Genomic DNA, 14,127 nt, shown 5'->3' with positions numbered 1-14,127 from the left:
CGTCAGCGGCAAAGCGAGTAGCCCGTAGCGGAAATCAGCCTCTTTGGATGTATAAAAATGGTTAATCAACACACCTGTTATTGGACAGCTTTTCAGCGAGTGTCCAAACACCTGTACCTGTCGCTACGCTTTCGGTACAAAAGACATTTGCTGAAAGAAGTTAAAGCCAAGCCCAGCTCGGAGTGAAAATCAACCTCTGTTTATTGATACGCCTTAATATTTATCCTTTAGTCCGACAAGCAAAAAATGTACTGATCCTTTGATGAATCAGTACATTTTTACTTATAGCTTATTTAGAAGTTCTAATAATGCAGTTAAAGAATTAACCTCATATGTTGGAGTGACAACGCCATTTGGTGCATTGTTTTCACGATTAATCCAAACATTGCGCATACCAACACGGGATGAGCCTAAAATATCCGTATTTAAGTTATCTCCGACCATGATTGCATCGTCTGCTGTAATACCTGCTTTCTCCATGACATGCTCGAAAATAGAGGCATCCGGTTTCCCTTTACCAAAGTCCCCAGAGATAATAATATGGTCAAAATATGGTGCGATTTCTGGTGTAATTTCCAGCTTTAAATTTTGTAAACTTGGTGCTCCATTTGTCAGTAATACGAGTTGATACTTTCCTTTTAGTTTATCTAATACATCAAAAGTATCTTCATATAAGAATGGAGACACTTTACGCTCTGCCACAAAGCGCTCCCCTAGCTCCGCCCCAAGCTGTGCATCATCAATGCCAAGAGCCGCTAAGCCTTTTGTCCATGCTTCTGTACGATAACCTGGTACGATATTTTTCATTTTTTGGAAAGAATCTGTTGGATCGTCGAATGTGCCCCAAAGTCCTTCGAATGGGTTAATGCCAATTAACACCGTATAATCATATGTTTCATAGCCTTCGTAAAGTGTACGTGCTTCTTTACGTACAGATTCCTCTAGCTCAGCTGGATTTACATTATGTATTGTTGCTGCATATTCACATGTTTTCTCAAATGCTGTTTTGACGGACTTTTTATCCCATAATAGCGTATCATCTAAATCAAAAATAATTGTGTTAATTGACATTGTGTCAGCTCCTAGTTTCCTATTAATATTAATATTTTAGCATATATTCAAAATATTTAGCATAGCGTTTTAGGCATTTTCGTACTCGAGTCAGCCAGTAAAATATAGGCTCATCACCAACTTCTAGTGATGAGCCTCTTCTTCAATTCTATGACTATTGATTTTTCTTACGCAATCTATCCATTAAGCTTTGTATTTCGGCCTTTTTCTGCTCAGTTTCTTCTTGTAAAATTTCTATTTGATAGATGCCGTCAATTTCTTCAATTAACACGCGATCGCCAACCTGCACTGGTTTATTCATGGCAGATTGTAAAATGATTAGCTGTTCTTCTTCCTCTGGGTACTTCAAAAAAACTGCATATCCATCTTCAATATGGTCTAAGGTGTATTTAGTCGAGCTCACTAACAAGTTCCCCTTTCGCATTACGTAATTGTGCAGCATCCCCATCATTCAACCAAATCTGTTTCTTTGTCCACTTTAAATAATTTTGACCTTCTCGTGCATTTGAGCCACTTGTGATATAAATCGTTTTCCCTGGCTGCAATGTCACATTTGGAAAGTTAAAAACTTGATCCCCTTCAATTGATATAAGCTGCCAATCTTTTAAGGATACTGCTTCATTACCATTATTTTTAATGCCTACAATTTCTTCGATTAAGTCCTTACTAACAATCTCAACACTTGTACTAGTTGTTTGTGGAGCTGAGACACTTGTACTATTTGTTTGTGGTGTTGAAACATTTGCACTAGTTGTTGTTTGTGGTGTTGAGGCACCTGTTCCTGACCATTCTTTCGATTTCACATCATAGTTTACCCCATCTGTTGATACAATCACAGTTCCCGCTTCTGCAGTTGAGTAAATTTTACTGCCAATTGCTTGTAAACGGTCAACTACTTCAGCATGAGGATGACCATACTTATTGCCCTCTCCATAGCTTAAAATAGCCACTTCAGGATGCACTGCTTGAATGAACTCCGCTGAGCTACTCGTGTTAGAGCCGTGATGACCTGCCTTTAAGATCGTTGCTTTCACATCGTCCTGCATCATCTCTTTTTCTAACGCTACTCCTGCGTCGGCTGTTAATAAAAATGATACATTACCATAGGCAAGTTTTAAAACAATGGAAGCATCATTATTATCTGCTGCATTTTCATTGACGTTTAACACCTTCACATTAATATCATCATCAAACGCTATACGATCGCCTGTTTTCGGAACATTATAAGGAATATTCTTCGTATCAATAAGTGTCAGCATTTCTTCAAAGGTTTGAGATGTATGTACCTTCCCTGAATCATAAAATTGTCCAATGTTTATCGAGTTTATCACAGGAATTAAACCACCAATATGGTCTGCATCAGGATGGGTGGCGACCACTATATCGAGCTTGTTCACACCAAGTTCCTTCAAATAGGAAACGACCTTTTGACCAGCTCCTTTAACGCCTCCATCAACAAGCATTGTCTTGCCATTTGGCGATTCAATAAAAATCGAGTCTCCTTGTCCTACATCAATAAAATGTACGCGCATTTCATGTCCCGCAGTGACGGATACTTTCTTCGTATTTAATGTTTCCGTACAGCCTGCTAATAAAAAAATACAAAGGAGCACTACTATTAATTTTTTCATTTACTAACTTCCTTTCTATTTTTCTATTATACAAAAAGAGAGCTACCCACCGGCTGCCCTCTATCATTGTTCCTGCATTAATTCTTCCCCATTTGTAAGTAAGACTCAAAGATCCTCTTTGTTTTCATGCGAATAAAATAATAGGGTTCTTGCATTGCCTGCTGGACACTAATATTTTCATCTACTAATGATTCAACAACAGTAAAGTATTTGAGTAATTCAGGTTTATCATTTTCTTCTATTGCCCCTGACAATAAGATAGCCTGTACATTCGCCGATGTTGCAGCCTTCGCTACCCCTAATGGTGCTTTCCCGTGTAATGTTTGAAGATCCGATTGTCCTTCACCTGTCATAACAAACCCAGCACCTTGCAAATGCTTTTTTAACTGTACTGCATTCATCACAATCTCAATACCTGCATGAAAACTGCCGTTTAAAAAAGTTATTAATGCGCCGCCCATTCCACCTGCAGCGCCTGCCCCTTTGTAGTCGTGCAGTCGAATGCCAATTTGCTTTTCAACAATGTCTGCAAACTGCTTTAAGCAGCTATCAAAATACGCAATTTGATGTTCTTTCACACCTTTTTGAGGTCCAAAAATAACTGTTGCCCCACGCTCTCCAATCAATGGATTATCAACATCACATGCAATAATAAATGTTGCTTCAGTCAATCGGGGATCTAACTGACTAACATCAATTGAAGCTAAATCTAATAGTGCCGAAACCCCATCAGCAATTAATGTGCCGTCTTCTTTTTTCAATTGCAGTCCAAGTGCCTTTAACATGCCAATACCAGCATCATTTGTAGCACTACCGCCAATTCCGATAATAAATTTCCTAAATCCTTCATCAAGTGCAGCCTTGATTAGCTGCCCCGTCCCATACGTCGATGCACGCTCAGGATTTTTTTCCTTATCCTGTAGCAGCATAATACCCGATGCCTGTGCCATTTCAATAATGCATGTTTCATTATCACCGAGCACACCATATCTCGCTTCAATTTCTCTCCCTAATGGGTCCAGTACATGTTGTGAAATATATTGTCCATCTGTTGAGGCAACAAGTGATTCTAGTGTACCTTCTCCACCGTCTGCAACTGGTAAAATGACTGTTTCAATCGATGGATCAACATCTAAGATCCCTGCCTGCATTGCACTAGCCACCTCGATGGCCGACAAAGTCCCCTTATAGGAGTCTGGACTAATAACGACTTTCATGTTATACCTCCACTCATTTAAGTTAGGTGCTTACAATTATTATAATTCAGACTAAAGCATTCCTGAGATTTTATCGGAATGTTTTGTGGTTTTATCGGAATGTTTTACAGATTTATCGGAACATTATCAAGATTTATCGGAATAAAAGAGGCAATCTGAACATCACGTCAGATTGCCATCTTTTTTTATGCCTTATATAATTCATCTAAAAACTCGATTTTTTTACCGATTGCCTCTTCAAACGTCATGATGTAGGCAGCCGGATCCTTTGGGTTATGGAACTGCGTAATTTTCCCTGTTTCGGGATGAACAAATTTAGAGGAGGCTCCACAGCCAATCCCTAAAATTGTCTGTACTTCTTCCATTATGACAATATTATAGATGCTTTCTTCGCCAGCTTTACTGTAGCCAACATTTTCTAAATTACCTAAAATATTTTTTTGACGATATAAATAGTACGGTACATAATCATTTTCCTTCGTCCATACTTGTGCCATATGCATCATTTGTGCAACAGTATCACGGTCTGCTACCTTGTACTTATCTTTGTTACGTGTCATTTCTGATGCACGCTTAAATGATAATGTGTGTACCGTTAGCGATTCTGGCTGCATTTTTGCAGATTCCTCTAATGAATGCTGGAACTCCTCAATCCCTTCATTCGGTAAACCAATAATTAAATCCATATTAATATTATTCATGCCTGATTCACGTGCTAACCAAAACTTATCAATTGTTTCTTGTACTGTATGATGACGACCAATTGCTTTAAGTGTTTCATCTGTATACGATTGTGGATTAACACTTATTCGGTCAATGCCCCATTTTTTTAACACTTCTAGTTTTTCAGGCGTAATCGTATCAGGTCTGCCCGCTTCGACAGTTACTTCACGGATTGTTTCAGGATGCGGGAAGGAATCATACATCGTCTGATACAATGCATCCATTTCATGTGCCTCAATAGATGTCGGTGTACCACCACCCCAATAAATGGACGTGATTTTCATATTATTTTCCTTCAGCCATTTCCCCATTTCACGTAATTCAATATGCAGCCCATCTAAAAATGTAGCAACACGCCCTTGCTTTCGATTGCTGCCAATCGCATACGCTGGGAACGTGCAATAAGCACATTTAGTCGGGCAAAAAGGAATACCGATATAAATACTTATTTCTTTACCGATTTCATCTATATCAGGAATCGTCACTAACTGACGAGCAACTATTTCTTTTAGCAACGCTACTTTTTCCTCTGACAAGCGGAAATCACGAATAAGAATTTCAGCAATTTCTTCCTCGCTCTTACCCGCCTTTCGGAATTTATGGTAAAGCTTAGTTGGGCGCACACCCGTTAAAATTCCCCATTGCTGATACATTCCCGTATGTTGCTCTAACACATCTAAAAATACGTGAGACAAAGCACGCTTCATACGAATATTTAGCTCACGTCCTTCAGCCTCAGATTCGTATTGAATACGATAGTCATTCGTATAACGCTTACCGTCTACCTCAAGTGCAGCTTTTGTAGAAATCGAGAAATCATCCCCAACGTTATATTCGAATGATACTGCCATATCTGTTCCTTCAGACTCTACTTTTAGCTTGGAATCCTCAAAAAATAAATTCGCAATATGATTTAATACGCGAATCCAATCCTCAGGATATTTTTGATCTATGTGAATAAATTTCATTTTCTTCGCTCTTTTCTCTCAAAAATTACAGTACCAATAGTTTAACAAATTTTCATAACGTTAAGCAAAGCTGTAATTAATAACAGAACATTCTGTCATTTATAAAAAAAATCCATTTTGAAAAATTTATCAAAATGGATTCTTATTTTTTATCTTTCAATAACCGTGTTTGTTTTGAATTTTTCTTCTTTTAATTTAAGAATTTTTCTTAATTCCATGCTTACTTTCTCCAAGTTTTCCATATCGGGCATAAAGTAAGAAACATCGCCGATATACTGATCTTCTCCTTGTATTTCTAACGTTTTAGTAGATATGTTTTTGGAACTCAAATATTGCTTTTGGAGTGCGTAGATTTCATTAGAGTTTAAATCTGTTTCTACGTTTTTTCCTAAAATATCTGCAATTTGACCAATTTTAAATATTGTATTCGTCGATTTTGCTTGATTAATTGTGGCAGTCAAAAACTGTCTTTGTCTCTCTTCGCGAGAGTATGAAGCATTAACAGGTCTGTATCTCATTCTTACAAATGCAAGTGCCTCTTCCCCGTTTAAATGTGCCTCTCCTTTATGAAATTCTATCCTTTGTTTTCTATTGTAAAAATTATCTTCCCAGAAATCCTCTTTTACATCTATTGTTACTCCACCTAAAGCATCGACAATATCTCTAAAGCCATCAAAGTTTACTGCAATAAAGTTATCTATCGGTATATTAAGGAATTTTTCAACTGTCTCTAATTGAAGTTTAATTGCCCCATAGCCTGTTATTGATCCGTAATTATAGGCAGCATTGATTTTATGTATACCAGTATATTCCCCTGCATTTTCTATTTTAACTCTTGCATCTCGAGGTACTGTAATTAAGTTAATTTCAGATGTATCCGGATCCAAAGTAATGACCATTTGAGTATCCGCTCGACCATCCTTCGTCTTACTAGAATAATTTTCAACACCTAATAATAGAATTGAGATTGGATCTTTTGTAAATGATACATCCTCTTCCCTTAGCTCTGATTTATTTCCTTCTCTATTTAAATCGACCTTTGAACTATCATAGGCATTTTTAAATTTAACAAATGCATAAGCTCCATAACTAGTTACGGTTAATAGTAAAATTACAATTACTAGTAAGGTTATTTTTATTACTTTATTTTTAGGTTTCGCTTTTTTAGAGCTTCTTGTTTTTCTTTCCACATTAAATCCTCTCTTCTATTTGAATTCCTGAAGTCAAGTCATTCTCTCCGTTAATTAAGACGCTGTTTGTTCTCTCGAGTTTCCTGTATTGATTATATTTGGAAGAAACAATCATTTACTTAATCCCTAAAGCGCAAAAAATCCCTATAAAGGCAACCTTACCTTTACAGGGATTTCTCGAATCATTTTAAATATTCCTCTACAAATTCAACTGGTACATATGTTTTATTACCTTCTAACAAAGCAGGGGCTGCATGAAGTGGGCGTAATGCTTTGTTATAACCAAACATTTTTTCTCCACGAGTAATTGTGTAAGATAAATTACCTTTTGATACAATGGCACCTCTACCTGTTGACTCCACTGTATAGCCAAGCTTTTCGGCAATCAAACGCAACGGAACCATCTTTGTTCCATCGACTTCATAATAATCTGTTGCAATTATTTTTGCTATTTCCGCATCTACAGTATTTTCCGATTCGTCATCAAGAACAATTACTTTCGAAGGTGTTGTTTGAGCTGGGATGCTTTTCGTTGAAGCTGTATAGAAAACAACTAAGTTCTTCTCTGTTAAATCTTTAGCTGTAACTTTCTCCCCCTTCGTATTTAAAAGCTCCGTGTTTTCACCAATGCTTAATTTTAACATATCATAAGTATTCGTTAAGTTCTCAAGGAAGTAATCAACTTCAACAAATCCAGCTTCTTTAGTTTCAACAATGACAACATCAGGATTGAATTGTGGTGGATAAATTAATTTTTGTGGCTTGTTTGCAAATGTATAAGCTACTATTTTATCCCCTTCTTTAATGTCCACTTTTTTACCTGTATTATCGAAAACAAGTGTATCCTTTGTTATCTCTAAAATATTTGTTTGATCGCCATCTTTTACAGTGAAATATGTAATGTTTTCACTAGAATTGACTTTTTCAATTGTTCCATAAGTAGTATTGAAAATGTGAACAGGATCAATTTGAATTTGTGGTACTTGTTGTTCTTTCTCTGTCGGATTATCTTTTGCCGATGCGACTGGTATTACTACACTTCCAAATAATAATGCTGTCATTGCTGCAGATGCAAATTTTTTCATGTTCATAAAATCTCTCCTTATTATTAGGTTCATAGTAGTAGTAGTTTAGAAATGGTAAAAGTTTCATTAATAACAGGAAAATTTGTGATAAAAGCCATTAACCAGTAAATATCTTTATAATTAACAATAACGAACGGAATAATTGGATATTATTTTACAAATTGATTGTGCAATATCTTTATAGCTTTCATTACCATTCAAATAGCGTTGAACAGCTTGTAATTTTTCTTCTGCAATAAATTTAGACGAAAAAACTGCACCTCCTATTGTTAGATGATGTGTCTGACAATTGGGGCGCAGTTCATAATTACTAGTGGTTTCTCTTGTGAAGTGTCTAATACTTACTCCTTTATCATTTCCCTTAATCCCGTGATATCGATACCGTTTAATGCTTGAGTTGCAAGACGATCGGCTTCAGAATTTTCTTTACGTGATATAAGCTTGTACTCTGGCTGGATACTGAGCTCCTCTAGCTTTGCATCAATTTTATCTGCCCAGCTAGATAAATTCTTTTCAAGTGCTGGCCATTCCCCACTCAATTGATTGATAACGACTTGGGAATCGCCAGTGAAACAAACTGGCAAATGGTGAACGTTCAATAGCTCAAGCTCGACTAACCCCAAATAAAGTGCTGCGTATTCTGCCTCATTGTTAGATTTAAGCTCTGCCGAAAAAGAATTTTGTCTTAATCGATATGGTTTGCCATTTTGCTCATAATAAATCACACAGCCTAGCCCCGATTGTTTTGTTGCAAGATCAAATCCACCATCGAAATAAACTGTAATATTGTGTGGCTCAGTGTCAATTTCCTTTAAATATGCTTTAAGTTCCTTCAAAGACCAATTTGTATCTTGTCGATCGATACAATGCAGTGATTTTACTCTCCCTGTTCGCTCCATGTCCTCTGCAAGTAGTAATGCTTGAGCGGCTGGCATTTCTTCTGAACGTAAAACAGTTTCCGCACCCTTTTTCGCTTTATAGGTCCATTCAATGATTACATGCATAGTATAACCTCCAATAGATATTGAGCCATAAATTGAAAACGTGCTCCGGCTTGCGGAAACACGTTTTTCTTCTTACTTGTTATATGTGCAACTATTAGTATTTTTATGCCTAAGAAAGCGGGTTGATCAGCTCGATAACAGCATCTGCTTTTTCAGACTCTCGTTTGCGACGCTAGAACCTGTTGTTCTGCTGCTTGGATGCTGAATTTCGCCGCTAAATCTTGCTCTTCCGCTGCTTGGATGTCGAACTTGACCGCTAGATTATGCTTTTCCACCGCTTGGATGTTCTTCTTCGCTGTTAAAATTCTTCATACAATGCTTGAATAGGTTTTATTAAGATGCGGTTTACTTCTTCAATGATCTTACTTAGATTCATTTCTGCCTCAAGCATGGCAGAAATTTTTGCATTCTGCTGTGCAAGCTGTGCCGTTTTTTGCGCGTATACAAGTTCATCTTCCAGTATTTCTTCGCCAGTTAATTGCTTTTGCTGTAGGTCAATTTGAACCTTACGGAAACTTTGGAATAGATTTAATGCCTCTTTATCTTCCTTAACAACTGTCACTGCTTCTTTCAACGCTTCAAATTCAGGTGTTTTACGTAAAGTTGCCTCTAACGCATTAATTTCATTGTAAATATTAATCATAAACATAATTCTCCTTTTTATATAAAGTAAACAATTAACCCTTGGACAATCCCAATCAATCCACCAAGAACTGCACCAAGTACTGTAATCATTTTAAACTCACGCTTTGAAATACCTAGTACAAGCTCCTCTAATTTCGATACAGGGAAAGAATCTACCTGCTCACGTACTACTTCTTGTAAATTTAAGCGTTTCAACACATCTTCTAATTTATCTTCAGCTTTTACGAAAGCTTTTTCAATGGCTTGTGGGATTACTGTTTCCTTCATCCATGAATTACCTTCTGGCCAGTAATGCGAAATAGGATAATTCAAGCGCTCTTCAACTGCTAATTGTTCTTTTACGTAAGTTTGCAATTTCGATAATATTTGTTCAAAATGAATATCCTGTAAGAAATCCATTGCTGGGCGATCTTTTAATTTCTCCAATTCCTGAGTAAAAATTTTCGTTAGTAATGTTGATGTCCCTGGTGTCTGTAAAATTTTCACAAGCTCACGTTGAACCTTTGCCACGAGCGACGAAGAATCACCTAAAAACATATTAATCATTCCACCAAGTGATCCTTTTGACGATAAGAAGTCATCAATCATCGCCTTTATTGTCAGTTCGCCCTCAGGTGATAAAAAATAATCTTCACCCTTTTCTAAAATATGATTAACCGCTACTGGTATCTTTGCATCAATTGTATTTTGAATATCTGCTGATAATAGTGTACGAATTGATTTCGTTGATAGTGTATTCTTAACAGATTCAAATTGTCCCTCAACAATTGCCTCTATCTTCTGTTCAATTGTTGCTGACATATTGGAAAACCCGGCTAATGATAGCCAATCCTGAATTGTTTTATCATTTGTAAAAATCGTTTCTTCTACCTTTGCTTGTACAAACTGTTCTACCTTTTCCTGAATATCCTTTGAGAAAAATTTCTTTCTAAAAGTTTCAGGTGTTAATAAATAATTCACGACCGTTAGGCCAAGTTGCTTTGCTAATTCGTCACGTCGTTTTGGAATAAGACCTGGTGTAAATGGCACTCGCCAATTTTTAATATATATAGCTTCATGTGGTCGGAAAAGCATTTTAATAGCTAGGTGATTCGTTACACCACCGATTGCAGCACCGATAATCGCCATAAATAGTAATGTTACTAGAAAATTATCCATTAGTATCCTCTCATTTCAATTGTATTCACTATTGGCGTAATTTGTCGCCTGATGCACTTATTATAGCAGAGCAATGATTTTCTACGAAAGAAATACCCTCTATTAGATTAACTATTTTTATTCATCTTTATTAATTTGAAGGTGCTAATTACGGCGAGCGTCAAGCCGCTTCCTCCCTACGTTGTTGTTGTTGTTGTTGTTGCACAGACAAAACCTTGTTGCTGTCGCTTCGCTTTCGCACAGACAAACCTTGTTGCGGTTGCTTCGCCTTCCCGTGGGAGTCGAAGAGCCCTTTGCTACAATCAGTTAAAATGGATACACATGAGCACAATATCAACAAAAAATCCCTTAATCAGCTCATTACGATAGGATTGACATTTGGAGTTGCAAAATTACCACTATCCTTGAATAATATTAACTACATATATAAGAAATGGGGTTGGGTTATGATTCAGCATTTTAGCTTTAAGCCTTTATTTGAAAATTCACAGCTTCCAGGTTGGTCTATTTCGTTCTTTTATCAACGTGAACGTTATACAGCGGAGTACTTAAAAGATGGCGTTATACAATGGAATGGACCTATCCCTCCAAACGAAGAGGAAGTAAAAAAAATGATTCATGAGCTTATGTTGTACCATGTTTACGACTGATCAAATTCGCCTTCGTGTAATTGTTGTGCTGTCGCGTCGCTTTCGCATAGAAAATTGTTGAATGAAGATACAAGTAGTATCTTCCTGTTCTCAACTGCATAAAAACACCTATTTTTTTCTAATTTCGGCACTGCTATTATCTTAAAAATGTTTAAGTATATTGAAATTCCCTTATTTTTCTTATACATTTATGTTATTAAGTATTAAAGGTTTTTTATGCAGGAGGCTATTTCAATGAGTAAAGTCACTCTTTCTGATGACTTAAACAGTTATAATTCAAAAGCATTAATTCGTGCAAAAGTAAAAGAATTTTTTTCCGAATTTTCAGCTAAAATTTTCGAATTAGTGAATGAGGCTGAAGCTATTGATAGTAAAAAATTCGAGACTCTTTCTGGCTTTAAATGTGATTTCTACAATGAATACTGCAGTCAATTAAAAGGATTTTTTGATTCATCTACTAGTGCTTTCGGAAAAAGACCTGTAAAAAATACGTATTTAACGTATAATGGCAAAAATTATATTTTTACACAGCAAGGTATTACAGAAAAAGCACCTGTTACGATTTCACTTTACTCAGGTGAAATACCGTTAAAAGAAACGCTACACGATGTGGAAAAAGCGTGCTTGAAATTACGTTTTCAACAATAATAATTCATTAATGCAGAAGGAGCCGTCTCATACGAATGAAAACGGCTCCTTTTTTTTAAAAAAACTATTTTGAAATTAGCTGTCGCGTTAAAAACATCTGTTGCTGCCTCTTCGGACGCCCCCAGGAAAGCGCCCAGTCGGAACGGAAATCAACCCCTTGCTTTGCCAAAGAGAGATACTATGACCATCTATTTTTATTTTTCTACAAAACAAAGGAGCCACCTCATATGAATGAGACGGCTCCTTTGTTGTGCTATTAAAATAATTCATTTAAAAAAATCTGCACGTAAAGCTCTCTTGAGATTTTTGACGTGTCGTTTTATATGAGATGTAAATGCTTCTTTCTTCAAACAAACTATCTTCTTTGCTACATTTAAAGTTAGCATAACAAATTTTTATTTTCAATCTTTTGGTGTTTGAAATTATTTAATTTGTTCAATTTATTGTGTGAAAATCAATTTTAAAAAAATGTTGTCAATATTTGTGTTTTGCGTGTAAATATTTTATGATTAAAATATTCAACAATTTTTTAAAATCATAGGAGGTGTACACTTTGTTTACCTCCCTCATTCGGGCGGGGACAAAGGAATTATTTGGACGGAGACATAATGGAAATAACCATAAGGTTGGCGGCATTTGCCCTACTAATAATAATGACAGGATTTTTCGTTGCAACCGAGTTTGCAATCGTTAAAGTAAGATCTACACGTATTGATCAATTGCTTGCAGAAGGGAATAAAAAAGCAAAAAATGCAAAACGTGTGATTTCAGATTTAGATGAATACTTATCTGCATGTCAATTAGGTATTACGATCACTGCTTTAGGTCTAGGTTGGCTTGGTGAACCTACATTTAAGATTCTCTTAAATCCAGTGTTTGAATTTCTAAATTTGAGTGAAAATTTTACTACTGTCCTTTCATTTATACTTGCATTCTCAATTGTAACGTTTATGCATGTAGTTATGGGGGAATTGGCGCCAAAAACACTTGCCATCCAAAAAGCAGAACTTGTAACATTAAATCTTTCTGGCCCATTAATTTTATTCCACAACATTACGTATCCAATCATTAAGCTATTAAACGGATCTGCACGTGGCTTAACCGGCCTTTTCGGCTTGAAAATGATGTCAGAATCAGAAGTAGCCCATACTGAAGAAGAGTTACGTATGATTTTGTCGGATAGTTTAAAGGGTGGAGAAATTAATACTTCAGAATATGAATATGTGAACAGTATTTTTGAGTTCTCTGATCGTCTTGCAAAAGAAATCATGGTCCCACGTACTGAAATCGTCGGTATTGAAAAAGAACTAACGATTAGAGAAGTTTTCGATTTAATGGGCGTTGAGCAATATACCCGTTACCCTGTTATTGATGGTGACAAAGACCATATTATCGGCTTAGTCAATATGAAGCACTTATTAACTGCTTACATTAAAGACCCAACAAATGGCGATAAGCTTGTAATTGACTATATGCAGCCAATTATTCGCGTAATGGAAACAACGCAAATTAACGACTTATTACTAAAAATACAGCGTGAACGCATTCATATGGCCATTTTAATGGATGAATATGGCGGAACATCTGGACTAGTTACGATTGAAGATATTATTGAGGAAATTGTCGGCGACATTCAAGATGAGTTCGATGAAGATGAAATTCCAGAGGTTCAGGAAATTGCAGAAGATCACTTTATTTTAGATGCGAAGATGCTAGTAGAAAACGTGAATGATATGCTAGGTACTGACATAGAAGATGATGATATTGATACAATCGGTGGTTGGTTCATGACAATGCTCTTTGATGCAGTCGAAGGAGACAGTATTGAAGAACAAGGTTATGAATTTATCGCAAAAGAATTAGATGGTCACCATATTTTATACTTAGAGGTTCTGAAATTACCTGAACGTGATTTATCAAATGACAACGATTAGTAACTGACTAAAAATCTATTATGCCTCGGCATAATTGCGTTTGGACAAGCGCTGAAAGAAGATAAATTGCCTTATCGTATTTGCCTTTTAAAAATCGCGCTAGTACGATTCAGGCGATAAAAATAGTATTTTGCTCACAATCTATAACGGTAAGAGCTTCTACTGAAAAAAATAGCTATGTCCGCAAAAAACGACTCCCTTAC

Annotated in this window: 13 protein-coding genes; 3 read left to right on the top strand and 10 right to left on the bottom strand. The window is 36.3% G+C overall.

The features are described from left to right. Positions 1-282 precede the first annotated feature (282 nt). The 10 genes from AMS59_RS21555 to AMS59_RS21510 form a co-directional block, all read right to left on the bottom strand. On the bottom strand, positions 283-1,071 hold the full coding sequence (locus AMS59_RS21555; RefSeq protein WP_053485757.1) for an HAD family hydrolase: 789 nt from the start codon (positions 1,069-1,071) through the stop codon (positions 283-285). Between the two features lie 154 nt (positions 1,072-1,225). After that, positions 1,226-1,474, bottom strand: coding sequence for a DUF3006 domain-containing protein (locus tag AMS59_RS21550; RefSeq protein WP_053485756.1), 249 nt, complete (start codon positions 1,472-1,474; stop codon positions 1,226-1,228). Beyond that, positions 1,461-2,702 (bottom strand): MBL fold metallo-hydrolase, encoded by a 1,242-nt coding sequence (locus AMS59_RS21545; RefSeq protein ID WP_053485755.1) that lies wholly within the window; start codon positions 2,700-2,702, stop codon positions 1,461-1,463. The genes AMS59_RS21550 and AMS59_RS21545 overlap by 14 nt, the downstream gene beginning before the upstream one ends. A 77-nt stretch (positions 2,703-2,779) precedes the next feature. Then, on the bottom strand, positions 2,780-3,919 hold the full coding sequence (locus AMS59_RS21540; RefSeq protein ID WP_053485754.1) for a glycerate kinase: 1,140 nt from the start codon (positions 3,917-3,919) through the stop codon (positions 2,780-2,782). A gap of 185 nt (positions 3,920-4,104) precedes the next feature. Continuing rightward, on the bottom strand, positions 4,105-5,610 hold the full coding sequence (locus tag AMS59_RS21535; protein WP_053485753.1) for a coproporphyrinogen III oxidase: 1,506 nt from the start codon (positions 5,608-5,610) through the stop codon (positions 4,105-4,107). A gap of 149 nt (positions 5,611-5,759) precedes the next feature. Next, the gene (locus AMS59_RS21530; RefSeq protein WP_053485752.1) at positions 5,760-6,800 is read right to left on the bottom strand and encodes an LCP family protein; all 1,041 of its coding nucleotides are present in this window, start codon (positions 6,798-6,800) and stop codon (positions 5,760-5,762) included. 182 nt (positions 6,801-6,982) lie between these two features. Next, positions 6,983-7,891 carry a copper amine oxidase N-terminal domain-containing protein gene (locus tag AMS59_RS21525; RefSeq protein WP_053485751.1) on the bottom strand — a complete coding sequence of 303 codons (909 nt, stop codon included), beginning with the start codon at positions 7,889-7,891 and terminating at the stop codon, positions 6,983-6,985. 335 nt (positions 7,892-8,226) lie between these two features. Continuing rightward, the gene (locus AMS59_RS21520; RefSeq protein WP_053485750.1) at positions 8,227-8,889 is read right to left on the bottom strand and encodes a ribonuclease H family protein; all 663 of its coding nucleotides are present in this window, start codon (positions 8,887-8,889) and stop codon (positions 8,227-8,229) included. A 298-nt stretch (positions 8,890-9,187) separates the two neighbouring features. Beyond that, on the bottom strand, positions 9,188-9,532 hold the full coding sequence (locus AMS59_RS21515; RefSeq protein WP_053485749.1) for a YlbF family regulator: 345 nt from the start codon (positions 9,530-9,532) through the stop codon (positions 9,188-9,190). Positions 9,533-9,549: 17 nt separating this feature from the next. Then, positions 9,550-10,692, bottom strand: a complete 1,143-nt coding sequence (locus tag AMS59_RS21510; RefSeq protein WP_053485748.1) for a DUF445 domain-containing protein — start codon at positions 10,690-10,692, stop codon at positions 9,550-9,552. A gap of 446 nt (positions 10,693-11,138) precedes the next feature. Between AMS59_RS21510 and AMS59_RS21505 the strand changes: the two genes are divergently transcribed. The 3 genes from AMS59_RS21505 (at position 11,139) to AMS59_RS21495 (ending at position 13,924) form a co-directional block, all read left to right on the top strand. Then, positions 11,139-11,342, top strand: a complete 204-nt coding sequence (locus AMS59_RS21505) for a YheE family protein (RefSeq protein ID WP_053485851.1) — start codon at positions 11,139-11,141, stop codon at positions 11,340-11,342. A 234-nt stretch (positions 11,343-11,576) separates the two neighbouring features. Further along, entirely contained in the window at positions 11,577-11,990 is a 414-nt protein-coding gene (locus AMS59_RS21500) for a hypothetical protein (RefSeq protein ID WP_053485747.1), read from the top strand. Between the two features lie 608 nt (positions 11,991-12,598). Beyond that, complete coding sequence (locus AMS59_RS21495) at positions 12,599-13,924, top strand: hemolysin family protein (RefSeq protein ID WP_082337650.1); 1,326 nt, start codon at positions 12,599-12,601, stop codon at positions 13,922-13,924. Positions 13,925-14,127: the final 203 nt, after the last annotated feature.

The organism is Lysinibacillus sp. FJAT-14745, assembly GCF_001275675.1.
In the GTDB taxonomy this organism is placed as follows: Bacteria; Bacillota; Bacilli; order Bacillales_A; family Planococcaceae; genus Lysinibacillus.
Note: the sequence above shows the minus strand (reverse complement) of the source record. Positions and strands in the feature narration are given on the sequence as shown.